At 73.4% G+C, this 23,010-nt stretch carries 25 protein-coding genes; 14 read left to right on the top strand and 11 right to left on the bottom strand.

Annotation, left to right across the window (positions count from 1 at the left end):
* The 3 genes from DMB66_RS38240 to DMB66_RS38230 form a co-directional block, all read right to left on the bottom strand.
* The coding region (locus DMB66_RS38240) for a transposase family protein (RefSeq protein WP_233625132.1) at positions 1-353 on the bottom strand (353 nt) is incomplete at its 3' end.
* Positions 354-754: 401 nt separating this feature from the next.
* Positions 755-2,458, bottom strand: a complete 1,704-nt coding sequence (locus DMB66_RS38235) for an insulinase family protein (RefSeq protein WP_125809014.1) — start codon at positions 2,456-2,458, stop codon at positions 755-757.
* A complete protein-coding gene (locus DMB66_RS38230) occupies positions 2,455-3,402 on the bottom strand; it encodes a hypothetical protein (RefSeq protein ID WP_125809013.1) in 948 nt (315 codons plus the stop codon). Before DMB66_RS38230 ends, DMB66_RS38235 begins: the two co-directional genes overlap by 4 nt.
* Positions 3,403-3,495: 93 nt before the next feature.
* On the opposite strand from DMB66_RS38230, the gene DMB66_RS38225 reads away from it, so the two are divergent.
* On the top strand, positions 3,496-4,302 hold the full coding sequence (locus DMB66_RS38225) for a PrsW family intramembrane metalloprotease (protein ID WP_125809012.1): 807 nt from the start codon (positions 3,496-3,498) through the stop codon (positions 4,300-4,302).
* Here the strand turns inward: DMB66_RS38225 and DMB66_RS38220 are convergent, their stop codons facing one another.
* Entirely contained in the window at positions 4,303-5,169 is an 867-nt protein-coding gene (locus DMB66_RS38220) for a siderophore-interacting protein (RefSeq protein ID WP_125809011.1), read from the bottom strand.
* 15 nt (positions 5,170-5,184) lie between these two features.
* The gene (locus tag DMB66_RS38215; RefSeq protein WP_125809010.1) at positions 5,185-6,186 is read right to left on the bottom strand and encodes a hypothetical protein; all 1,002 of its coding nucleotides are present in this window, start codon (positions 6,184-6,186) and stop codon (positions 5,185-5,187) included.
* 102 nt (positions 6,187-6,288) lie between these two features.
* Between DMB66_RS38215 and DMB66_RS38210 the strand changes: the two genes are divergently transcribed.
* The 8 genes from DMB66_RS38210 to DMB66_RS61650 all read left to right on the top strand — a co-directional run bounded on the left by DMB66_RS38210 (position 6,289) and on the right by DMB66_RS61650 (position 12,717).
* A complete protein-coding gene (locus tag DMB66_RS38210) occupies positions 6,289-7,218 on the top strand; it encodes a phosphotransferase family protein (RefSeq protein WP_125809009.1) in 930 nt (309 codons plus the stop codon).
* Between the two features lie 60 nt (positions 7,219-7,278).
* Positions 7,279-7,857, top strand: a complete 579-nt coding sequence (locus tag DMB66_RS38205; RefSeq protein ID WP_125809008.1) for a DUF1684 domain-containing protein — start codon at positions 7,279-7,281, stop codon at positions 7,855-7,857.
* A gap of 55 nt (positions 7,858-7,912) precedes the next feature.
* On the top strand, positions 7,913-8,779 hold the full coding sequence (locus tag DMB66_RS38200; RefSeq protein ID WP_125809007.1) for a hypothetical protein: 867 nt from the start codon (positions 7,913-7,915) through the stop codon (positions 8,777-8,779).
* A 4-nt stretch (positions 8,780-8,783) separates the two neighbouring features.
* Positions 8,784-9,827: an alcohol dehydrogenase catalytic domain-containing protein gene (locus tag DMB66_RS38195; protein ID WP_125809006.1), complete on the top strand. Its 1,044-nt coding sequence runs from the start codon at positions 8,784-8,786 to the stop codon at positions 9,825-9,827.
* A gap of 51 nt (positions 9,828-9,878) precedes the next feature.
* Positions 9,879-11,027, top strand: a complete 1,149-nt coding sequence (locus DMB66_RS38190; protein WP_125809005.1) for a sensor histidine kinase — start codon at positions 9,879-9,881, stop codon at positions 11,025-11,027.
* Positions 11,024-11,680, top strand: coding sequence for a response regulator transcription factor (locus tag DMB66_RS38185; protein ID WP_125809004.1), 657 nt, complete (start codon positions 11,024-11,026; stop codon positions 11,678-11,680). Before DMB66_RS38190 ends, DMB66_RS38185 begins: the two co-directional genes overlap by 4 nt.
* Before the next feature lie 75 nt (positions 11,681-11,755).
* A complete protein-coding gene (locus DMB66_RS38180) occupies positions 11,756-12,448 on the top strand; it encodes a DUF2306 domain-containing protein (RefSeq protein WP_125809003.1) in 693 nt (230 codons plus the stop codon).
* Between the two features lie 95 nt (positions 12,449-12,543).
* Positions 12,544-12,717, top strand: a complete 174-nt coding sequence (locus DMB66_RS61650; protein WP_158647508.1) for a hypothetical protein — start codon at positions 12,544-12,546, stop codon at positions 12,715-12,717.
* Here the strand turns inward: DMB66_RS61650 and DMB66_RS38175 are convergent.
* Both DMB66_RS38175 and DMB66_RS38170 read right to left on the bottom strand, forming a co-directional pair.
* A complete protein-coding gene (locus DMB66_RS38175; protein WP_125809002.1) occupies positions 12,686-13,234 on the bottom strand; it encodes a GNAT family N-acetyltransferase in 549 nt (182 codons plus the stop codon). The two genes, DMB66_RS61650 and DMB66_RS38175, sit on opposite strands and share 32 nt — an antisense overlap.
* 9 nt (positions 13,235-13,243) lie before the next feature.
* Entirely contained in the window at positions 13,244-13,972 is a 729-nt protein-coding gene (locus tag DMB66_RS38170; RefSeq protein WP_125809001.1) for an MBL fold metallo-hydrolase, read from the bottom strand.
* A 98-nt stretch (positions 13,973-14,070) separates the two neighbouring features.
* On the opposite strand from DMB66_RS38170, the gene DMB66_RS38165 reads away from it, so the two are divergent.
* Positions 14,071-14,328, top strand: coding sequence for a YggT family protein (locus DMB66_RS38165; RefSeq protein WP_233625131.1), 258 nt, complete (start codon positions 14,071-14,073; stop codon positions 14,326-14,328).
* 96 nt (positions 14,329-14,424) lie between these two features.
* Here the strand turns inward: DMB66_RS38165 and DMB66_RS62960 are convergent, their stop codons facing one another.
* A complete protein-coding gene (locus tag DMB66_RS62960; protein WP_199752863.1) occupies positions 14,425-14,595 on the bottom strand; it encodes a hypothetical protein in 171 nt (56 codons plus the stop codon).
* 88 nt (positions 14,596-14,683) lie between these two features.
* On the opposite strand from DMB66_RS62960, the gene DMB66_RS38160 reads away from it, so the two are divergent.
* Entirely contained in the window at positions 14,684-15,391 is a 708-nt protein-coding gene (locus tag DMB66_RS38160) for a nucleotidyltransferase domain-containing protein (protein ID WP_158647507.1), read from the top strand.
* A gap of 22 nt (positions 15,392-15,413) precedes the next feature.
* On the opposite strand, the gene DMB66_RS38155 is transcribed toward DMB66_RS38160, so the two are convergent.
* The 3 genes from DMB66_RS38155 to DMB66_RS38145 all read right to left on the bottom strand — a co-directional run bounded on the left by DMB66_RS38155 (position 15,414) and on the right by DMB66_RS38145 (position 18,965).
* A complete protein-coding gene (locus DMB66_RS38155; RefSeq protein ID WP_125808998.1) occupies positions 15,414-17,630 on the bottom strand; it encodes an FtsX-like permease family protein in 2,217 nt (738 codons plus the stop codon).
* Positions 17,627-18,355 carry an ABC transporter ATP-binding protein gene (locus DMB66_RS38150; protein WP_125808997.1) on the bottom strand — a complete coding sequence of 243 codons (729 nt, stop codon included), beginning with the start codon at positions 18,353-18,355 and terminating at the stop codon, positions 17,627-17,629. The genes DMB66_RS38155 and DMB66_RS38150 overlap by 4 nt, the downstream gene beginning before the upstream one ends.
* Before the next feature lie 85 nt (positions 18,356-18,440).
* Positions 18,441-18,965 (bottom strand): PadR family transcriptional regulator, encoded by a 525-nt coding sequence (locus DMB66_RS38145; RefSeq protein ID WP_125808996.1) that lies wholly within the window; start codon positions 18,963-18,965, stop codon positions 18,441-18,443.
* Between the two features lie 156 nt (positions 18,966-19,121).
* Here DMB66_RS38145 and DMB66_RS38140 point away from each other — a divergent pair, with 156 nt between their 5' ends.
* The 3 genes from DMB66_RS38140 (at position 19,122) to DMB66_RS38130 (ending at position 22,968) form a co-directional block, all read left to right on the top strand.
* Positions 19,122-20,534 carry an ATP-binding protein gene (locus DMB66_RS38140; RefSeq protein ID WP_125808995.1) on the top strand — a complete coding sequence of 471 codons (1,413 nt, stop codon included), beginning with the start codon at positions 19,122-19,124 and terminating at the stop codon, positions 20,532-20,534.
* Between the two features lie 70 nt (positions 20,535-20,604).
* On the top strand, positions 20,605-21,228 hold the full coding sequence (locus tag DMB66_RS38135; protein ID WP_125808994.1) for a TetR/AcrR family transcriptional regulator: 624 nt from the start codon (positions 20,605-20,607) through the stop codon (positions 21,226-21,228).
* Between the two features lie 3 nt (positions 21,229-21,231).
* Positions 21,232-22,968, top strand: a complete 1,737-nt coding sequence (locus tag DMB66_RS38130; RefSeq protein ID WP_125808993.1) for an ABC transporter ATP-binding protein — start codon at positions 21,232-21,234, stop codon at positions 22,966-22,968.
* The last annotated feature ends 42 nt before the right edge of the window (positions 22,969-23,010 follow it).

Raw genomic sequence — 23,010 nt, 5'->3', positions numbered from 1 at the left:
CTGCCGTCGGGGCGGCGGGCGCCCCGAAGGGTCTTGCCGTCGACCGCGATGACCTGCCGATATCGAGGCCCGCGGGGCCGGTCTGACGGCTGGGTCCGGGCGCGTAACCAGCCCGCGAGGATCGTGGCGAGCAGGTCGGCGTCCAGGCGGATCAGTAGCCGCCACATCGTGGTCGTGGCCGGCATACCCCGAACGAACCCGAGCCGGGCTCGGGCGATGTCGTCCAGATCGTGCAGCCAGTCCGCGATCGCGGCCACCGACGTAGCCCCGGCCAGCACCGCGCACACCGCGACCGCCAAGAGCCCGGCGAGCGGGTAACGCAGCCCACGCGGGCTGCGCGGATCCGGCACCACTGCCAACGCTCGCAGCAAACCGGCCTGTTCACCCTCGGTTACCGGGCGGACTGGCGTGTCGGAGGGGGTAGCAACTGCGGACAGTACCGGTATCGGGCATGCTGACATCGCGGGTGAGGTCCTCGAAGTGTCTGGAAGCGTGAGAACTCCCATGATCACCTAGGCGATCTCACCCGCCCCGGGCACCTCCACAGAGGTCAAACACCCCACGTCATCCCAGCTCAAGCCTGCAACCGCCGAACACGCAATGGCCCTGGCCGGAAGTTCTCGGCGTTCATATGAACCACTCCGACCCCAATCCGTCACAACCGCGAATTCAAATGATCCCGGCCGGGCCGGGCCGGGCCGGGGACCGCATGCGGGCCGTCCCCGGCGCGGCCCCAGGCTGATCGGTTCGGTCGTCAGGCCCCGTGGCGGAGCCGCTTGACGTTCTTGATCACCGCGTAGGTCAGATAGGCCGACAGCAGCGCGCCCGCCCCGGCCATCACCCACAGTTCGCTGTCGGGCCGCGGGGAATTCAGCAAGCCGACGGTGAGCGCCGCAGTCGGCACGCCGACCACCAGCAGGACCACTACCAGCATCGCGATCCCGGCGATGGACCACGGCGTGCTGATGTCGCCCGGCCGAGGGCTGCCCGTCCGGTGGTGCGCCGCCGGGTCCGGTTGCGGGATCGCCGACGGATCGCGTGCGGGCATCACCACGCGCAGGTGCGCCGGCACGGCCGCGTCGATGACCGGCAGCGCCGCCCGGGCTCCGGCGAACATGGTCGGTTCCACGCCGACGGTCACGGCGTCGTGGCCGATCATCAGCCGGCGGCCGTCGGGCCAGCCCAGCACGGCCGCGCACTGGTCGTAGCGGACGGTCACCATGTTTCGCTCCGCGACGAGACTGACGCCTTCCGGCCCGACGACCAGCCGGAGTTCGCCTCCCTCCAGGGACCGGTAGGCCGTACCGGTGACCGCCGCGCTGGACGTCGACGGGGCCTTTTCGAAGCCGGCCCAGTCGGCGCTCCGCCCGTCCGGCACCATCAGGAGGGCCGAGCCCAGCGCCTCCAGCGCCACCTCGTGCACGTCCCCGGCCGTGACGCTCTTGAGCTCGACGGCCAGTTCCTCGGCCGGCGGGTGCGGCTCGCCGGTGAGCAGGGCGAAGGCGGCGGCGGGCAGCCGGGTGGCGGACGACTCGTCGTTGTCCAGCGCGACCGACTTCCGGGTGACCACTGCGTCGACGTCGGCCTGCTCGATCCGGCCGACCCGCAGCTTGGCCAGGATGTCGATGAACCCGCCAAGCACCGCGTCCTGCTTCTCCGGCAGCGCGTCCGCGAGCGCGGTGATGACCGCGTGGCCGTCGCCCCTCGGGTGGTAGTCGGCGCTGGCGATGTAGGACAGCCCGCCCTCCTGGCGCAGGCCGCGGAACAGCTCGCGCTCCAGCACGCCGGTGAACACCGACGCGGCCGTCCGGCTCCGGACGACCGCGTCCAGCGCCACGGCCTGGGAGTCGCCGGAGAAGTACGCCGGGGTGACCGGCAGCGTCGACGACGCGGGCGGTACCGGGCGGCGCGTGCCGCCCGGCAGCTGCAGGGTCAGGCCCGCCGGCACCTCCCGGCCGGCGATCCAGAGCACCGCGTTGTCGCGGGTGAAGTACCTGGCGGCCCAGGCCCTCAGGTCGTCCGGAGTGATCATGGGCAGTCCCCACTCCGGGTAGCTGACGAGGCCGTGGTCGCGGGCCCCGTGCCGCCACAGCGCCATCGGCTCGGTGACGTGCGACGAGCGGCTGCTGCCCTCCGTACGCAGGATCGCCTTCTCGGTCTCCAGCCGGTGCAGCGGCAGATCGCTCAGCGTCTTGCACACGCCGGACAGGAAGCCGGCGACCTCCTGCTCCGGTCCCTGCATGTGGAAGTAGGTCGTGACCGGGGCGGTGGTGCCGTTGTAGTGGTAGTCGGCCAAGCCCAGGGGGTACAGCACGAGGTGCTCAAGCAGGTGGGTGATGCCCGTGCGCGGCAGCGTCTCGTCGGCCCGGCCGACCCGGAACATCAGCCCGGCCCGCATCGGTCCGGACGTGGGCGAGATCAGCGTCGGCACGCCGTCGACCTCGGTCCGGCGGATCATCGGGCACCGCCCTTCGCGTAGGCCAGCGCCCGCCGCTTCGTGAACTCGGCGGCGGGTTCGCCGAGGTAGTGCCATGGGTCCTCGGTGCCGAAGCGGCCCAGCGCGGCGAACTGCGCGGCCGCGGCGGCGTGGTCACCCAGCACGCTGAACGCCATGGCGAAGGTGTTGCGCACCGCGACCCAGCCGGGGCCGTGCCGGAAGTTCGGGTCCCACACCGAGCGGGCGGCCGCCTCGTAGATCTCGTTGCGGGCGAACGGCGTCGCGAGATAGCCCCGGCTGTCGTCGTCCAGCCAGCGCTCCAGGTGGCCCGTGACGACCAGGACCGCGTTCGGGGCGCCCTTCGGCGCCGCCAGCATGCACTCGTGGGCGAAGGTGTGCATCTGCTCCCAGGTCCCGCTCCATTTCGGGCACAACGACTGCAGCAGTTGGTGCTGCGCGGGCAGGTGGTGCGGGTCGTACGCCGCGAGCCGGTCGTAGCGCCGGCGCACCTCGGAGAGCCCCAGTTGCAGGCCCCGGGCGCTGATCAGCCGCTGGCACCAGATCGACGCCTCGGCGGGGTTCCGGGCGGCCGCTTCGATGAGCACCTGCTCGGCCCGGCGCAAGTGCTCGTGGAAGCCGCGGAACTGCTCGGCGCTCACGTACTGGGCCTGCGCCGACGTCCGGATCTTCCAGCCGACCTGGACGAGGTGACCACCGAGCAGGGATCCGGCGACGGCGTCGTCGGGATCGCGGGCCAGCACGGAGCGCAGGAACGGCTCGAGCCCCTCCCGGTCGCCGGCCGCGCGGATCAGCAGCGTGCGCCCGGCCGGTTCCGCGGCGGAGTCGACGATCGCCCGTGCCCCGGCCCAGTCCAGGGCGGCCAGCGCGGCCCGCAGCCGACGCAGCTCCGGATAGGCGTCAGCGGCGTCGAAGGTGGGTGGCGGCTGGGTGGGCGCGGCGGGCATGGCGGGGATGATAAATGATCTCCAGGGTCCGCCGGGTACCCGTTTCCGGCCGCGGAACTGGCGCCCGACCATCCCGTACGCGAGGATCGAGCCATGCGTGATCTCCCCCGGCGGTGGGCGTGGCTCGGTGTGCTGGTCATCGGGCTGGTTCTCTACGTCATCGTGCTGCGCACCCTGGTACGGACCCAGAACCCGAACTTCATCCCGTCGCTGCTGCTGCTGGGCGCGACCGTCGTGCCGCTGGCGTTCCTGACGTTCGCGCAGGCCCGCACCGGCCGCTGGCAGGTGCCCGCGTCGGCGCTGGTCATCGCGGCCTTCTTCGGCGGCGTCATCGGCGTCGTGGTGGCCGGCACGCTGGAATACGACGCGCTGCGCGGGCTCGGCGCCCTGCCCATGCTGTTCGTCGCGCTCATCGAGGAATCCGCCAAGATGATCGTCCCGATCGTGCTGCTCTTCGCGCTGCTGGCCCGGCACGGCCGCCGGCTGCCGTCGGACGGCCTGGTCATCGGGGTGGCGTCCGGCATGGGCTTCGCCGCGCTGGAGACGATGGGCTACGGCTTCAGCGCGCTGCTGTCCTCGCAGGGCAACATCGGCGCGGTCCAGGAGACGCTCTTCGTCCGCGGCCTGACGGCGCCGGCCGGGCACACCGCGTGGACCGGCCTCACCTGCGGGGCCCTGTGGGCGCTGGTGGCCTCCCCGTCCGGCAAGAAGCTGCTGGCCTTCCTCGCCACCTTCGCCGGCGCGGTCGCGATGCACACCGCCTGGGACACCTTCGGCGGCGCCATCGCGTTCGTCATCCTGGCGGTGGTCAGCCTGGGCTGGCTGTTCCTCGCCCTGCACCGATACCGGACCTTCGCGGAGCACAACGCGTGGTCGCCGCGCGAGCCCCTGGCCATCTAGCTAGTTCTGCTGGGCGCGGCCGCGTTTCCAGTAGCCCATGAAGGCCACCGAGGAGCGGTCCACCCCGCGCTCGCCGACCAGGTGCCGGCGCAGCGCCACCACCGTGCCCGATTCCCCGGCCAGCCAGGCGTAGAAGCTCCCGGCGGGGTGCTCGGGCACGTCCCAGATGTCGTCCTCGGCGGGATCGACGTCGGTGGGCGCGGCGGCCGGAGCCACGGCGTCGAGGTGGGCGCGGAGCACCGGTTCGAGCCGCTGTCCCTCGGCGCGGACCAGCCAGGTGATGCTCGCGGGACCGCCGATCGGCAGGCAGTCGTCGCGGGCCGGCACCTCCAGGAACGCCGTGGCCGGCCGGTCCAGACCCTCCAGGATCGCGGCCGCCGCCGGCAGTGCCGTCTCGTCGGCGGCCAGCAACAGCCGGGTGGCGCCCGGCGGCGGGCGCCAGGCGACGTCCGTGACCGGGTGGCCGTGGGTGGCGCCGATCATCACCACCTGGTCGCCGGGCCGGGCCGCGCCCGCCCAGCGCGACGCCGGGCCGCCGTCGCCGTGCAGCGCGAAGTCCACGTCCACTTCGAGCGCGGCCGGCCGGAACGCCCGGATCGTGTAGACCCGCAGCGGCGCCCGTGACTCCGGCGGGCCGCTGCGCCAGGCCGCCAGCCAGTCCGGGCGGCGGGCGAACGCCTCGTGGTCGGCGTCCGCGGGCAGCAGGATCAGGTTGATGCGCTGGTCCAGGCCGTGCCCGGCGAACTCAGCGAGGGATTCGCCGGTCAGCGTGACCCGCACGAAGGTGGTGCTCAGCCGCTGCATCCTGGCCACCCGCAGGGCGAACGGCTGGTAAGGCTGCGCGGCGGCGCGCAAGGTCGTGGTCACGAGATAAGGCTACCCTTACCTCACCGTACGACCCGCGAAGAGCTCGCGCGCCCGGGCCACCAGGGCCGGAGAGCCGCACTCCTGCGCCAGCTCCAGGCCGTCCCGCAGCACCCGGCGCGCCTGCGGCCGTTGCCGCGCGGCGTTAAGCAGGGCCCCGTGGTCGACCAGCGCCGTCGCCAGTTCGAAGCGCCGCGGCGTGCCCTGCAGCACCCGGATCGCCTCCACTGCGGCGGCCATGCCGGCGGCGCCGGACCGGACCTGTCCCTGGATCCGCAGGGCCCGCCCCAGCGCCGACGCCAGCCCGTGCCGCCGGGTCAGCGCGACCTCCTCGGCGACGAGCCGTTCGGCCGCCTCCCGCGCGCCGAGTCCAACCAGGACGGAGGCCACCGCCGAGCGCCACGGCAGCACGCCGGGGTGGTCGGAACGCCGCACGCCGAGCCGCTCGCCGCACCGGTACAGCTCCGCCAGCCCTTCGCCGGGCCGCGCCGCCGCGGTGTGCAGGCGCCCGCGCACATAGCGCAGCAACAGGAACTCGGGCTCGTCCGGCAGGTCGCCGTCCAGCCCGGCCTCGACCAGCAGCCCGTCCGCGAGGTCGAGGTCGCCGAGGTCGAGCAGCACCGCCAGCCGGCGCGACAGCACAAGCGCCGCCGCCGGGCCGGTCGGGTCGGTGCCCGAGACGGCGAGCAGTTCCGCGGAGGCCTCGGCGTCGCGGGCGGCCTCGGGCAGCCGCCCCATCCGCCGCGCCACCGAACTGCGCTGCGAGTAGGCCATCGCGAGCCCGGCCGCCGAGCCGTCCCGGCCGGCCGCGTCGACCGCGAGGGTGCATCCGGAGTGTGCCGCCGCGAGATCGTCCGCGTCGGCGAGCCGGCGCAGGGCGTGCAGATACCGCGGTAGGTCGTCCGCGCCGGCCGGCGGTGCCAGGGGCACCGGGCGGGTTGCCGGGCGAACGGAGTTGTCACCTGGTGTGATTTCCCGGCTGGGGTCCGCCAACCCCGGCCGTTCGTCACTGACGGTCATACAGCGTGTGTACCCTTCCGGGCGCGGGACTCACCATCGAACTAGACACGATCCTTCGTGGACTCCAAGGTTTTCCCAAGCCGGGCAGATGCACAATGCGGCATGCGCAGTCCAACCCAACGCATTCTCGACTTTTCCATGATCAATGCCCTGCTCAGCGGCGCTTTCGGGGTGAATGTCAGCGATGCCGCTGAATTGTCCGGCGGCGGCTTCGCGGCCGTGTGGCGCGCCGTCCTGGCCGACGGGCGGGACGTGGTGGTCAAGGTCGGCCCGCCGGCCGGGGCCCGGCTGCTCCGGTACGAGCGTGGTCTCATCGCCGCCGAAGCGGCGTACTTCCGCACGGTCCGTGCCGGCGCCCCCGGCGTGCCCGTGCCGGAGGTGCTGCATCTCGGCGCCGACTGGATCGTCACGACGCTGCTGCCCGGCGACAGCCTGACCGGATCGCCGGACAGCGCCGGGGTCCGCGAGCAACTCGGCGCCGCGATCGCCGGCCTGCACCGGATCACCGGTCCGCACTTCGGCTACACCGGCGACCGGCCGGCCGCCGCCGACTGGCCCACCGCGTACGGCGCGATCATCGCCGACCTGCTGGCGGACGCCGCCGACTGGGCGGTGCCACTGCCGCCGGGGATCGACACGCTCGCCGCCCGGCACCATGCCAACCTCGCGACGGTCACCCGGCCCGCGCTGCTGCACTTCGACCTCTGGGACGGCAACGTGCTGGCCGACGGCGGCCGGCTGACCGGGCTCGTCGACGGCGAGCGCTTCCTCTGGGGCGACCCGCTGCTGGACCTGGTGTCCCCGGCGCTGTTCCACCGCATCGAGGACGCGCCGGAGCATCCGTTCCTGCGCGGCTACGCCGCCGCGACCGGCCTGGTGCTGGACGACGCGGCCCGGATCCGGCTCGCGCTCTACCGGGTCCACCTCCACGTGCTGATGCTGGCCGAGGGCCCGAGCCGCGGCATCCCGGTCGGCAGCGAACGCCACGACTACGTCACCGGGCTCCTCCGGGAGGAGCTACGCGACCTCTGACCGAGCCTGGGGGGGGCGAACCGGAAGATCGGCGCGGGGGCCACGGGATACGGTGTCGGCGTGCAGGCACTCGAACTCGCCGACTACCGCGCGGCGGTGGCCCGGATCTATCTGACCGCGACCGATCTCTCCGACTTCCGCGCCCGGCGTGACGAGCTGTTCGCATATCACCCTCAGTCACCGATCCCGAGCACCGGCGACTTCGAGGGCCTGTCCTACTTCCCGCCGAACGACGAGTTCCGCGCCGAGGTGGAGCTGCGCCCGGCGCCGGGCGAGATCGAGATCGACACGGGCGGCCCGGACGGCGTCTGCCGCTACGACCGCGTGGGCATCCTGGACACCCCGTGGGGCGCGCTGTCGCTCTGGTGGCTGGCGGGGTACGGCGGCGGCCTGTTCCTCCCGGTCCGCGACGCTACCTGCGGCCCGCAGTCCTACGGGGGCGGGCGCTATCTGACCGACACCGTGAAGGGCACCCACGGCCGCGGCGTGGAGATGGTCTCCGCCACCCGCGTGCTGCTGGATTTCAACTACCTCTACAACCCGAGCTGCGCGTACGACGACCAGTGGCTCTGCCCGCTGGCGCCGGAGGAGAACAGGCTGACCGTCCCGATCGCCGCCGGCGAGCTGAAGTACCACTGACGCCGCGGCCGATTCGTCCAAGACGCCACCGCCGCCGGATTCGTACGCTGCGACCATGGATGACGTTCTCGCCGCCGCCGAGCGGTTCCTGCGGGCCGAGGCCCGGCTGTTGGAGCAGCGCCTCTTCGACACCTTGTTCCACGGTGCCCCGGCGAGCGGGGTCGTCGACGCGCTACGTGGCTACCGGAACGACGACGGCGGCTTCGGCCACGGGCTGGAGCCGGACAAACGCTGCCCGGCCAGCCTGCCCCTCGACGTCGAGGTCGCCCTGCAGACCCTCGTCGCCGCCCGGACCACGGATTCAGCGCTGCTGCAGGGTGCGGCCGACTTCCTGGACGGCATCGCCGTCGACGGGGCGGTCTCCCTGGCCGCGCCGGTCATCGAGTCCTATCCTCGCGCCGAGCACCTGACGGACTGGACCTACGTCCCCGGGCTGAATCCGACTGCCGGTCTCGCCGGGCTGCTGCACCAGCTGGACTTCGCCCACCCGTGGCGGGACGCGGCCACCCGCTACACCTGGCAGGCCCTGGAGAACGGCCCGCTGCCCGACGAGGTGCACGCCCTGTCCGAGGTGCTGGTGTTCCTGGCTCAGGTGCCCGACCGGGAACGGGCGGACAAGCAGGCCACCGCGGTGGTCGAGCACCTGGGCACGGTTGCCATGTTCCACCTGGACCCCAAGGCCGAGGGGTACGGGCTGACCCCGCTGGACATCGCCCCGGCCGCGGACTCGCGCTGGCGCCCGTTGTTCACCGCCGCCCAGCTCGACGGGCACCTCGACCACCTGCTGCGAGCCCAGCAACCGGACGGCGGCTGGGAGGTCTCCTGGCAGCCGCCCGGCACCGCGTCGCGGCTGGCCTGGCGCGGGATGGTCACCCTGCAGGCGCTGCGGACCCTCGACTCGTACGGCCGCCTGCGACGATGAGGTCATGCGTGCGGTGATCTACGACCGGTTCGGCGAGCTGCCCGAGGTTCGCGACGTGCCCGACCCCGAGCCACCCGCCGGCGGTGTCGTCGTCGCGGTCCGGGCGACGGGGCTGTGCCGCAGCGACTGGCACGGCTGGCGGGGGCACGACACCGACATCCGGCTCCCGCACGTGCCGGGGCACGAGTTCGCCGGCGAGATCGCCGCCGTCGGCACCGGCGTGCGCGACTGGCGGGTGGGCGACCGAGTCACCGCGCCGTTCGTCTGCGCGTGCGGGACGTGTCCGGCCTGCCTCGCCGGTGACCAGCAGGTCTGCCACCGGCAGGAGCAGCCGGGCTTCACCTACTGGGGCTCGTTCGCGGAGCTCGTCGTGGTGCCGAACGCCGAGACCAACCTGGTGCGGCTGAGCGACGGGGCGGGCGACGGGGTGGGCTACGCCGCGGCGGCCACCCTGGGATGCCGGTTCGCCACGGCGTTCCGGGCGGTGGTGGCCCGGGGCCGGGTCCGCCCCGGCGAGTGGGTCGCCGTGCACGGGTGCGGCGGCGTCGGCCTGTCCGCGGTGATGGTCGCCGTCGCGGCGGGCGCCCGGGTGGTCGCGGTCGACGTGGCGGCCGGCGCGCTGGCCCTGGCCCGGCGCTTCGGTGCCGCAGCCACGGTGGACGGCTCGACGTCTCCCGTGGCGGCGATCCGCGAGATCACCGGCGGCGGCGCGCACGTCTCCCTCGACGCGCTGGGCAGCCAGGCCACGCTCACCGCCTCGGTCGAGGGCCTGCGCCGGCGGGGACGGCACGTCCAGGTGGGCCTGCTGCCGGCGGTGACGGGCCGGCCGACCGTACCGATGGAGCTCGTCGTCGCCCACGAGCTGGAGATCCTGGGCAGCCACGGGATGCCGGCACACGCGTACCGGGAGCTGCTGCCGCTGGTGGCCACGGGCGCGCTGCGCCCCGCCGACCTGGTCACCGGCGAGCTCGCGCTGGCTGACGCGCCGGCGGCGCTGGCCGCCATGGACGGGCCGGCACCCGCCGGCATCCAGATCATCGTGCCTTGAGTCGTTCTCAGGGACGATCTGGCAGAGCCGGCACTCTCGTACGATCAACGAGTGCACGACCTGCTGCGCTCGCTCTGGGACGAGCCCCGCTCCCCGCACCCGCCCACGCGGGTGTGGCGGGACTGGGCTCTGGTCGCCGTGCTCGTGCCGCTCGCCGTGCTGGAGGGCCTGCTCCGGCCCGAGTTGCCGTGGCGCTTCGCGTCGGCGGGCATCGTCGTCGCGCTGGTGCCGATCCTGCTGTGGCGGCGGACCCGGCCGCTGCTGATGGTGGTGATCGGCTTCGGGGTCAGCGGGCTCGCCCCGGTGCTGCTGCCGGGCGCGACCCTGGAGTCGTTCACGCTCGTCTTCCTGCTGCTCCTGCCCTATGCCCTGCTGCGCTGGGGGTCCGGTCGCGAGGCCGTGCTGGGGCTGGCCTTCATCCTGGGCAAGGTCGCGCTCGGCGCGGCCGCCGGGCAGCTCAGCCCGGTCGACCTGGTCGCCGGGTTCGCCGTCCTCTCCGCCACCGCGGCCCTGGGGCTGGCCCTGCGGTGGCGGGCCCGGGCCCGGCAGCGCGAGCTGGAGCAGGTCAAGCTGCTCGAACGCGAACGGCTGGCCCGCGACCTGCACGACACCGTCGCGCACCACGTGTCCGCGATGGCGATCCGTGCCCAGGCCGGTCTCGCCATGGCGCCGAGCGACCCGGCGGCGGCCACCGACGCGTTGCACGTCATCGAGGCCGAGGCGTCCCGGGCCCTCGCCGAGATGCGCGGCATGGTCCGGGTGCTGCGGCACGACCCGCCCGCCGGCCCGCCGGCCCAGCCGGCCCCCGATGCCCGGCTCGCCGACCTGGCGACGCTGGCCGGCACGGCCCGGTCCGGCCCGCCGGTCGACGTGGACATCACCGGCGATCTCGGCGACCTGCCGCCCCCGGTGCGCACGGCGATCTTCCGGATCGCCCAGGAGTCGGTGACCAACGCCCGGCGGCACGCCCGGCACGCGAAGAGGATCGAGGTTCGGGTCAGTGCCGATCCCACCTCGGTGCGGCTGCGGGTCAGCGACGACGGGGAGGGCGGCCCGCCGGCGGGCGGCGCGGCGGGATACGGGCTGGTCGGCATGATCGAGCGCGCCGGGCTGCTCGGCGGCACCTGCGAGGCCGGGCCCGATCCGGGCCGCGGCTGGACGGTGACCGCGGTGCTGCCCCGGAACGGATCGCCCACGTGAGCATCCGCGTGGTCGTCGCAGACGACCAGGAGATCGTCCGGACCGGGCTCACGATGATCCTCAACTCGCAGCCGGGCATCGAGGTGGTCGGCGAGGCGGCCAACGGGCAACGGGCCGTCGAGCTGGCCCGGCGGCTGCGCCCCGACGTGTGCCTCTTCGATATCCGGATGCCCGGGGTCGACGGCATCGCGGCCACCCGCGCGCTGGCCGGGCCGGAGGTCGCCGATCCGCTCGCGGTCGTCGTCATCACGACCTTCGACCTCGACGAGTACGTCTACGCCGCGCTGCGCGCCGGTGCCCGGGGGTTCCTGCTCAAGGACGCGGGCACGGTGATGCTGGCCCAGGCCGTGCGCGCCGCCGCCGACGGGGAGGCGATGATCGCGCCGAGCATCACCGCGCGCCTGCTGCGCACCTTCGCCGGGTCCGGGCCCGCGGCGCCGGTGCAGCCGGTCGACGCGCTGACCGACCGCGAGGAGCAGGTCCTGACGGCGGTCGCGCGCGGGCGGACCAACGCCGAGATCGGTGCCGAGCTGCACATCACGCTCAGCACGGTGAAGACCCACGTCACCAGCCTGATGAACAAGCTCGGCGCCCGAAACAGGGTGGAGATCGCGATCTGGGCATACGAGACCCACCGGGTCCACGGGCGTTGACTCCGCCGAAAGTACGGCCGGGTCACCAGACCAGGGACCGATACGCCGGCCCGTGGCGCTCGGCACGATCGAGCCATGACAAACCCCTCCTCCCGGGCCGAGTGGCGAGCGACCGCGGGCCTGCTGGCGCTCAGTGCCGTGCCGGTGCTCGCCGGGGCCTTCCGGGTAGCCGAGCTGGCGTCCGGTGCCGAGGTCACACCTGCCAACGCCCGGTTCTTCGCCGTGCCGCTGCCGGTGGTCGTGCACATCATCGGCGCCAGCCTGTTCTGCGTGCTCGGCGCGCTGCAGTTCCACAGTGGTCTGCGCCGCCGCCGGCCCCGTTGGCACCGGATCGCCGGCCGGGTCCTGGTGCCCTGCGGGCTGGCCGCGGCGGTGTCCGGCCTCTGGATGACCCTGTTCTACCCGTTGCCGGCGCTCGACGGCGCCCGCTTCGGCATCCTCGGCCTGGTCCGGCTGGGCTTCGGCACCGCCATGGCCGTCGCCATCGTGCTCAGCTTCGTCGCGGTCCGGCGCCGCGACTTCGCCCGGCACCGCGCCTGGATGATCCGCGGGTACGCGATCGGCCAGGGCGCCGGCACCCAGGCGCTGACCCACCTGCCGTGGGTCCTGCTGGTCGGCCAGCCCGGCGTCTTCGCCCACGCGATGCTGATGATCGCCAGCTGGGTGATCAACCTGGCGTTCGCCGAATGGATCATCCGACGGCGCCCCCGCCGCCGCCCGCGGTCCGTCCCGGTGCCACGCCCCGGCCAGGTGGCACAGGCCGGTTGAGCCAGGCCGTGAGGTGATCGAGCCACTCGCCGAGCAGGGCCTTCTCTCCGGCGGAGAGGCTGTCGATCTGGGGCAGGGCGGAGTGCAGGGCCACCGTGGCAGTCACCGGCCCCGGCTCGCGAGCGACGGGCCGGTCGGTGGTGATCGCCGCGAGCCGCAGCGGCGACTTCGGACCGGCCGGCCCGGCGCTGGCCGACCTGCTGGGTCGGCCCGCGACCACCGTCGAGGACTACCTGCTCACGTCGCTGCCGGCCGGTCCGGGGCGATGAGGGACCACACCTGGGTGTCGTGGCGGACACCCTGGTACAGATACTCGCCGCGCAACACCCCGTCGAGGTGCATGCCGAGGCGGCGCGCGACATTGGCGCTGGCGGCGTTGTCCGTGCGGCAGTGCCACTCGACGCGGTAGATGCCGCGGACCTCCATCGCCCAGTCGATGATGAGCCGCACCGCCCGGGTGACCAGGCCGCGGCCCTGCCCCGCCGGCTCCAGCCAGCAGCCGACCTCGCAGGTGCCCGACACGGCGTCGAACCGCACGAACATGGCGCCGCCGATCAGCGTCCCATCGAGCCAGATGCCGTAGAGACGGCCGGTGTCGGCGGCCGCCTTGTCCGCATAGCGCTGCAGGGTCGCCGTCGCGGTCGGCAGGTCGGTGCTGATGCCGGCCCACGGGATCCACGGGTCCACGGTCTCGCGGGCCCGGTCCATGTGGGCGAGGAATTCGGGCGCCTGCCACGGTTCCAGGGGCCGCAACTCCGCGCCGCCGTCAAGATCGATCGCATACATCCCGGCAGCCTACCCAGGGGTGATCACCAGCCCGGGCACCGCGACCTCGATCGGGCCCGGGAATTCGGCGGCCGCCTGCGCCACCGCGGCCGCGTGGTCGGTGCCGGGCCACAGGTGGGTGAGCAGCAGGTGGCGCGCGCCGGCCTCGCGGGCCTGCCGGCCCGCGTCCGGCACGCTGCTGAGCATGCCCAGAACGTCCGGCGGTACGGCGGTCAGATGCGTCGCCTCGGCGACCAGCAGATCCGCGTCCCGGGCCAGCGCCACGACCTCGGGACTGGGGCCGCAGTCGCCCGTGTACGCCAGCACCCGCCCGCCGGCCGCCAGCCGGATCCCCGCGTTCGGCCGCCAGTGCGGCAGCAACCGGGTCGTCGCGGCGAACGGCCCGATGGTGAACGGCTGCCCGGCGACCACGTCGTGCAGCACATAGGCGTCGTCCAGCATGCCCGGCCGGTCCAGCGCCAGCACCGCGTCGAGCGCGCCGGGCAGCGCGTAGACCGGCAGCGGCGGCGGCTGGTCCTCGCTCATCGACCGGGCGCGGAGCAGCGGATTGAGGTCGGCGCAGTGATCAGGGTGGCCGTGGCTGATGAAGACCGCGTCGACCGGCCCGGGCAGCCGGGGCATGGTGGCATAGCCCAGGTCCAGCACCAGCCGGAACCCGTCATGCTCGACGAGGAAGCCGCTGCAGGCCGACCCCGGCTCGGGCCAGGCGCCGCAGCCGCCGAGCACGGTCAGGCGCATTCGCAGCCGTCCCTCAGCGAGTTCACAACAAAAAGCCGCATAGTGGAGAGCGCCCCCGTTCGGCCTTGGAGGTCTTCATGGGTCTTGTGCTCTCCCTCGTGAGCCTAGTGTTGCTGCTGGTGCAGGTGCTGCTGATCGTGCGTGCGGTGCTGGACTGGACGGTGGCGCTGGCCGGACCCTCCGCCTACGGCTCGGTCCGCTCCCGGCTCACCGCCGGGGTGCACGCGGTCACCGAGCCGATCCTCGCCCCGGTCCGGCGGATCGTGCCGCCGCTGCGCCTCGGCGGGATGTCCATCGACCTGGCGTTCATCGTGGTCTTCCTGGCCATCGTGATCATCCGCTCGCTGATCGGCTGATCCCCCGTCCGACCGCCCCGCCACCACCCTTGGCCGGACTGAAGGCTGCCCGTTCGGTGGCCCGGCTGAGCGTTCAGCCGGGCCGCCGGTCGCGGCTCAGGCCGGCTCCGGCACGTTGCCCGGGTCGTCCGGGCCCGGCATGGGCTCGACCGGCGCCGGCGGCAGGGTCTCCGGCGTGTCCGGGGAAAGCTCGCCCGGGTCGTCGGGAACGGGCTCGCTCGGATCGATCGGCGGGTAGTCGTCCGGATCGGGCCCTGGCTGCACCATGTGCCCCAGTGTGCCCGACCACCGACCAACCCGCCGACCCGCCGCTCCCCCGGCGTGGCGCGGCCATCCGCCGGATAGCGTGACCGGCATGGATCCACGGCTGGCCGCGGCACCCGTCGTCCCGGCGTTCGCCGAGGCGATCCGGCCGCTGACGCACGCCCTCTATGTCGGCGGCTCGCTGGCCTCCGGCGACTACCGGCCCGGCATCAGCGATCTGGACCTCTGCGCCGTCGTGCCGCGGGAACCGGACGAGCGACAGCTCGTCGACCTGCACCGCGCCCTGCCCGGCGCGGACCTGCTGCACTGCGCCTACCTGCCCCTCGATGATCTCCACGAGCTGGGCCGCGAGCACCTGATCTGGGCACATCAGGAGCTGTACCGGCGGCCGTTCGGCGCGATCGCCCGCGCCGAGTTGTTCGCCTTCGGCCTCACGGTGCACGGCCCACCGCCGGCCGACCTGCTCCCCCCGGTCGACGACGCGACGGTACGGGCCGCGGCGCGCGACGAACTGTCCGGTTACTGGGCCGGAGCCTCCGCCAAGCCCGAGCTGTGGCAGCAGGCCGTTTACGTCGATCACGGGTTGACCACCCTCGCGCGGGCCGCGGCCACCATCGCCACCGGACGGCTCATCAGCAAGCAGGAGGCCATCGACGACCTGCACCGGCACGGCGTACCCGCGGAGCTGATCGGACAGATCCGCCGGCGCCGCGCCGGCGAGACGGTGGCCGTGTCGCCGGCGGACGCCGAGCTGAGTCGCCGGATCATGATCGAGCAGACCGCCCGGATCCTGGCGTGACCCCGGGGCAGGCGCAGCTACCTCATTCGTTGCGGGCCGCCTCCGGGCCGGTGATCCGGCGCAGCAGCGGCATCGTGGAGGCGATCACGGCAAGCGACGCCGCCAGCCCGCCGGCCACGATGGCATAGAACGAGATCGCGGGTGGGCTCAGCGACAGCTGCATCTGGGCGGTGAGGAACAGATGCGCCGCCACCAGCCCGGCGCCCAGCGCGACCACGGCCGCGATCACCAGCGGGGTGACGCTCTCCAGCAGGACCACCCGGCGCAGCGTGCCGAGCGAGACGCCGGTGAGCCGCAGCATGCTGAACGGGCGCTTGCGCTCGCTCAGGCCGCCCGCGACGCTCACCGCCAGGCTGCACCCGGCGATGGCCAGGCTGGCCAGGATCACCACGTTCGCCAGCCGCTTCCAGCCCTCGAAGACCCGCGCGGTATCCGCCCGGAACTCCACGTCGGAATAGGGCGAGTAGAGCATCGGGTGGGCTAGCTCCAGGGTGGTCCGGGCCGTCTCGAGCGCGGCGGTGGAGCCGTCCGTCACGGTCACGATCGACTGCACCCGGAACGTGAGCAGCGAGGCCGGATCGACGTCCGCGGCGGGAAAGCTTCCCGTCCAGTCGTCCGGGCCGGTCAGGTCGGGCCAGACCCAGGCGGTCCGGGCCCCGGCCGCGCACTGCGTGAAATCCGGCAGCCGGGCGATCTCGGCGCACGAGGCCAGCAGGTACGGCCACCCGAAGGCGCCGGCCTGACCCTTCGGGACCGGCACGCTCTCCGGCGGGATCCGGGTCACCACGTTGCCGAGCACCCCCGGCTGGGTCAGCAGCGCGGCCGGGACCGGGTCACCGGTCGGCGCCGCCTCCTCGTCGCGGAACAGGGTGAACAGGGCGGCGGCGCCCCGGTCCCGGCTCGGCGTGTCCTGCTGGGCGGCGATCGAGCCCATCACCCCGACGGCCACGCTGGTGACGAAGAGGGCGAGCACCAGCCCGCTGACCGAGCGGAAGCCCGCCCGCGGGTTGTCGGCGAGCCGGCGCGCGGCGATCAGCGCGGCCGGCCGGTCCGCGCGGCCGGCGACCAGCCGGGAGCCGGCCATCGTCAGCCACGGGCCGGCCACGATCAGGCCGATCATGATGACGAAGATGCCGGGCAGGAAGGCGAGGATCTGCCCGTTGGTGGTGCCCGGCCGGCGGCCCACGAAGTAGGCCAGTTCGGCGAGGCCGAGGGCCAGCGGGATCAGCCGCCAGGCCCGCGGCGGCCGGGGCGTGACCCGCCGGGTGACACCCAGCGGCGAGATCCGCACCCGGCGCAGCGCCAGCCGGGCGGCGAGCGCGGCGATCAGCGGCACCCCGAGCGCCACGCCGAGGAACGTCACGGGGTCGAGCGCCAGGTCCGCGGGGAACATCGGCGCGCCGGTGAGCGGGATCGCCGCGAAGGTGTCCCGGAAGGCGAAGAACAACGCGAAGCCGAGGACGGTACCGGCGAGCGCCGACACCGTGGACTCGACGGCGGCGACCACGGAGACCTGCGCCGGGGTGGCGCCGACCAGCCGCATCGCCGCGAACCGTTGCTCGCGGCGGGTGGCGGCGAGCCGGGTGGCCGTACCGATGAGGATGAAGAGCGGGAAGATCAGCGCCGCCGCGACCACCGACAGGACAAGCTGGAGCCCGGCCGCCGGGATGCCGCTCCAGCAGCCGTTCGGGCACAGGGTCGGCGCGGTGGTCGCGATGGTGCCGACCCGGGACACTCCGGCGCGCCGCGAGAGCTCCGCGGGGGTGTAGCCGACGACGGCCACCAGCGAGTCCGGGGCGGGCAGCGCGGCCGGGCCGATCGTGCCGGCGAGCCGGCGGCCCGGGAAGCGGTCGGCCAGCTCGGCGGCCGGGGTGGCGGCGATCAGCCGCACCAGCGCCGGCGACGCGTAATACTCCCCCGGGCCGGGCAGCCGGGGCAGGCCCGGCGGCACCGGCGAGTTCGGCCCGGTCGCGGCCAGATCGACCCGGCCGACGGTACGGCGATCGAAGCCGTCCACCCGCAACTGCCACCACAGTGGATCCGCGCCCCGTTCGGCGCCCGGCGCGTCCGCCGAGTTGGCCCAGCCGTACCGGTCGTTCTGGCTGGTCACGCCGTTGAGCCCGGCGAGCGCGAGCAGCAGCATGCCGGCCCCGAGGGCCACGGCCAGGGCGATCACGACCAGGCGTACGGCTGCCTCCCGGCCACCCGCGAGGGTGAGCCGCAGTCCGAAGCGGATCATGCGCTCGCCTTCAGTCCGGTCAAGGGCGGCGGCGGGGCGGTTGGACGAGGGATCGCCTCGGCGGTCAGCGAGTGCACCTTGCCGTCGCGGACGACGACCTCCCGATCGGCGTACGCCGCGACCCGAGCCTCGTGGGTGACCAGCACGACCGTGGTGCCCTGCTCGCGGGCCGCGCTGACCAGCAGGTCCATGACGTGCTCGCCGGTGAGCGAGTCGAGGGCGCCGGTCGGCTCGTCGGCGAACAGCACCCGTGGCCGGGCCACCAGCCCACGGGCCAGGGCGACCCGCTGGGCCTGGCCGCCGGAGAGCTCCCCGGAGCGCCGCTCCTCCAGCCCGTCGAGCCCGAGCCGGCCGAACCAGGTGCGGGCCTCGGCCACCGCCGCGGCCCGGCGCACGCCGCCGAGCAGCAGCGGCAGGGCGACGTTCTCCTGCGCGCTGAGCTCCGGAACGAGCTGGCCGAACTGGAAGACGAAACCGAACTTGTCCCGCCGCAGGCGGCTGCGCTCGGTCTCGCCGAGCCGGTCCACCCGCCGGCCCTCGAAGTGGATCTCACCGGCGTCGGGCACCAGGATGCCGGCCAGGCAGTGCAGCAGGGTGGACTTGCCGGAGCCGCTCGGCCCCATGATCGCGAGCAGCTCACCCTCGGCGACGGCGAGCTGGGCGCCCCGCAGCGCCGGCGTCTCGCCGAACGAAAGAACCACGTCGCGCGCCTCGATGACGGTCATGACCGAGCCACCTTTGTCCTGCCCTGCTGGCCCTCGCCGGCGAGGCCGCGGCGCGGTGCGGCCGGGTGCCGCCCGGTGCGGTCGGTCATGACCGCACCTCCCTGGCCAGGGCGTCGAGGCGGGCCGAGGTGAGATCGATCCAGCGCAGATCCGCCTCGAGGTGGAACAGGCCGTGGTCGGCGAGCAGGGCGTCGACCAGGCCGCCGGTGCGCTTGATCTCGGTGAGCTCGCGCATCCGTCGCAGATGGGCGGCGCGCTGGGTGTCGAGGTAGGCCTCGGCGTTGCGGCCGAGCATGAGGGCGAGGGTCACCTTGGCGAAGAGCACGGTCTGCAGGTGCGGCTCGGCGGCGACCGGCTCGGTCAGCCAGGCGTCCACCTCGGTGGCACCCAGGTCGGTGATGACATAGCGCTTGCGGTCGGGGCCCTCGCCGGGCTCCAGGTCACTGATGACCACCTTGCCGTCGCGGGCGAGCCGGGCCAGCGTCGAGTAGACCTGGCCGAACGAGAGCGGCTTGCCCCGCCCGAAGTAGGAGTCGTAGTCGCGCTTGAGGTCATAGCCGTGGCTGGGTTCGCGTTCGAGAAGCCCGAGAAGGGTCAGTGGCACCGTCATGCGAGCGACTATACGCTGAGAGTATACGCTGAGGAAATACCCCGATCTCGCCTCGCCTCGCACGCCGCCGCGGGTCTCCGTTCCGGAGCGGCCCGACGGCTACGCAGATCGGCGTATCCGCCACGCGACTGGTGGTCGTTGACTAGCGTCCAGCGCGTGGACGAGCGGGCAGCGCAATTCATCGCCGTGTTCCAGACCTTCCTCGACGAGGTGGTCACCGAGCACCGCGACCGGCAGCAGAGCGACGGTCCCACCCTGGCCGCCCTGCTGGAGGCCCATCTCGGCGTCGATCCGCGCCGGCTGCCGGTGGTCAGCGAGGAGATCCCGGCCTACCGGTTCGTCGACCTGGATGTCGCGCTCGCCGAGGTCGAGCAGCGCGGCGGGCCCGGACAGCTGCTCGGCATCGGCGGCGGGGAGCAGCGCCGGCACCACTCGCTCAGCGAGATCCTGGAGGCCTCCGGGCGCTTCGGTCAGTTCCCGGTCGGCGCGGTCGACTACGGCAGCACCGCGACCGGACCAGACAGCACCCGGCAGGTGGTGTCGTTCGGGATCCGGCTGTTCACATTCGCCGACGCGCCGGTGGCGGTCCTGCAGCGCGCGGCCGAACCGCACTCCGGCAACGCCGGCGCACGCATGGAGGTGCTCACCCCGGCTCCGGGCGCCGCCGCCACGCTGATCAGCACGGTCCGAGCGGTGATGCTCGAACGGTCGGTGCTGCGGGGACAGGTGCTGACGCTGGGCGGCTCGGACTTCGAGCCGGGCGTCGGCGGCATCACGTTCCACCGGCGTCCCACCCTCGCGCCCGAGGACATCGTGCTGCCCGCCGGCGTGCTGGAACGGCTGCAGCGGCACGTCGCCGGGGTCGCCCGGCACCGCGAGCGGTTGCGGGCCGCCGGGCAGCATCTCAAGCGCGGGCTGCTGCTCTACGGGCCGCCGGGCACCGGCAAGACCCACACGGTCCGCTACCTGCTCGGCGCGCTGCCGGACCTGACGGTCATCCTGCTGGCCGGGCCGTCCATCCAGTACGTCTCGGAGGCCGCGCTGATGGCCCGGGCCCTGCAGCCGGCTCTCGTGGTGCTGGAGGACTGTGACCTGGTGGCGGAGAGCCGCGACCACTACCAGGGTGCGCAGCCGCTGCTGTTCGAGGTGCTGGAGGCGCTCGACGGGCTCAGCGACGACGCCGACGTGGCGTTCCTGCTCACCACCAACCGCGTCGACGTGCTCGAACCCGCGCTGGCCCAGCGACCCGGCCGGGTGGACCTCGCCGTGGAGGTGCCGCTGCCGGGCCAGCAGGCACGCCGGTTGCTGGTCGCCCGGTACGCCCGCCGGCTCCCGTTCAGCGAGGGAGCTCTCGACGAGGTCGCGGCGCGCACCGAGGGCACCACGGCCTCGTTCGCCAAGGAACTCGTCCGCCGGGCCGTGCTCATCGCCGCCGAGGCCGACCGGGAGCCCGGCGATGCCGATCTGCGGCAGGCGGCGGACGAGATGCTGTCCGAGGCCCAGAACGTCACCCGCTCCCTGCTCGGCGCCACCGAGACCACGCCGACACAAATATCAATGGCTGAGTGAGTGCTCGCTCATTAGTATTCCCCGGGTGAGTCCTTCCGCACCGAGTCCGCGCCGCCGGCGGGTGCCCGCCATGGCACCCGAGGATCGGCGGGCCGCGCTCATCGCCGCGACGATCCCGCTGCTGCACGAGCACGGGCTCGACGTCAGCACCAAGCAGATCGCGCAGGCCGCCGGCGTCGCCGAGGGCACCATCTTCGGCGTCTTCCCGGACAAGCGGTCGCTGCTCACGGCGGCGATCGTGCACGCCTTCGACCCCGCGCCGACCCTCGACGCCATCGCCGCCATCGATCCGGGCCTGGGTCTCCGGGCCCGGCTGTCGGCCGCCGCCACGCTGATCATCGGCCGGTTCGCCGGCAACGCCCGGCTGATGTCCGCCGCCCGGCTGGCGCACCACGCCGCCGACCCCGACGGGGTGGCCCGGATGCACCAGGCCCGCGCCGACCTGCTCGCCGCGCTCACCGCGCTGATCGAGCCGGACGCGGCACTGCTGCGCCGCCCGCCCGCCGCGGTGGCCCGGCTGGTTCTGCTCTTCTGCGGAGCGAATACCTACGGCCCGTTCGGCGACCGGCGCTACGACGGCGACGAGCTGGTGTCGCTGCTGTTCGACGGGGTGCTGGTCGCCTCCGACGGCGCCACGACCTCGGCGATCCCGCTGATCGCCGCCCAACCAGACCAGACCGACGGGGGTGCCTGACCGGTGCTTGTCCGACTCCTGCGAGCGCGGCTCCGGCCGTACGGGAATGCGATCTTGCTGGTCGTGTTGTTCCAGTTCGTCGCCACGCTCGCCACGCTCTATCTGCCCACCCTGAACGCGGACATCATCGACAACGGCGTGGTGCCCGGCGACACCGGCTACGTCATGATGGTCGGCGCCCAGATGCTCGGCATCACGCTGGTGCAGATCGCCGCGCAGGTGGCCGCCGTCTACTTCGGCGCGCGCACCGCCATGGCCGTCGGCCGCGACATCCGGGCGGCCATCTTCGCCCGGGTGCTCGACTTCTCGGCCCGCGAGGTCGGGCAGTTCGGCGCGCCGTCGCTGATCACCCGCACCACCAACGACGTCCAGCAGGTCCAGATGCTGGTCCTGATGACGTTCCTGCTGATGGTGTCCGCGCCGATCATGTGCGTCGGCGGCATCCTGCTGGCGCTGCGTCAGGACGTGCCGCTGTCCTCGCTGTTGCTGGTCGTCGTGCCCGTCCTGGTCGCCGTGGTCGCGCTGATCATCGCCCGGATGCGGCCGCTGTTCCGCACGATGCAGGTGCGCATCGACAAGGTCAACCGGGTGATGCGCGAGCAGATCACCGGCATCCGGGTGATCCGCGCGTTCGTCCGCGACGACCGCGAGCAGGCCCGCTTCGGCGTCGCCAACGCCGAGCTGACCGACGTCTCGCTGCGGGTCGGCCGGCTGATGGCGCTGATGTTCCCGACCGTGATGCTGCTGGTGAACGTCTCCAGCGTGGCGGTGCTGTGGTTCGGCGGGCACCGGATCGACGACGGTTCGATGCAGATCGGCGCGCTGACCGCGTTCCTCAGTTATCTGATGCAGATCCTGATGGCGATCATGATGGCCACCTTCATGTTCGTGATGATCCCGCGCGCCGAGGTCTGCGCCGAGCGCATCGACGAGGTGCTGGCGCTGTCGTCGAGCGTGGTCATCGCCGCGAATCCGGTCACCGAGCTGAGCCGGCACGGCTTCCTGGAGCTGCGTGACGTCGACTTCCACTACCCCGGCGCCGAGGCGCCGGTGCTGTGCGGGATCGAGCTGACGGCCCGGCCGCGGGAGATCACGGCCGTCATCGGCAGCACGGGCAGCGGCAAGACCACGCTGCTCAACCTGGTGCCCCGGCTGTTCGACGCCACCGGCGGCACCGTGCTGGTCGACGGGGTCGACGTCCGGGAGCTCGACCCGGTGCTGCTGTCCCGGACGGTCGGCCTGGTGCCACAGAAGCCTTACCTGTTCAGCGGGACCGTGGCCTCGAACCTGCGCTACGGCAACCCGGACGCGACCGACGAGCAGTTGTGGACCGCGCTGGAGGTGGCGCAGGCCCGGGACTTCGTCGAACGGATGGAGGGCGGCCTGCAGGCGCCGATCGCCCAGGGCGGCACGAACGTCTCGGGCGGCCAGCGGCAACGGCTGGCGATCGCCCGGGTGCTGGTGCACCGGCCGGAGATCTACCTCTTCGACGACTCGTTCTCGGCGCTCGACTACGCCACGGACGCGGCGCTGCGGGCGGCGCTGACCGCGCACATCGCCGACGCCACGGTGGTGATCGTGGCGCAGCGGGTCAGCACGATCCGGGACGCCGACCGGATCGTCGTGCTCGACGGCGGAAAGGTGGTCGGCACGGGCACCCACGCGGAGCTGATGGACGGCAATGCCACGTACCGCGAGATCGTTCTTTCCCAGCTCACCGAACAGGAGGCCGCGGCGTGAACGACCGCACCGGAGCGCACGCCAAGGAGGTTCAGCGTGACC

This window comes from Actinoplanes sp. ATCC 53533 (assembly GCF_003947245.1).
The sequence above is the reverse complement of the archived record's forward strand: the minus strand, read 5'-3'. Positions and strand labels throughout refer to the sequence as shown.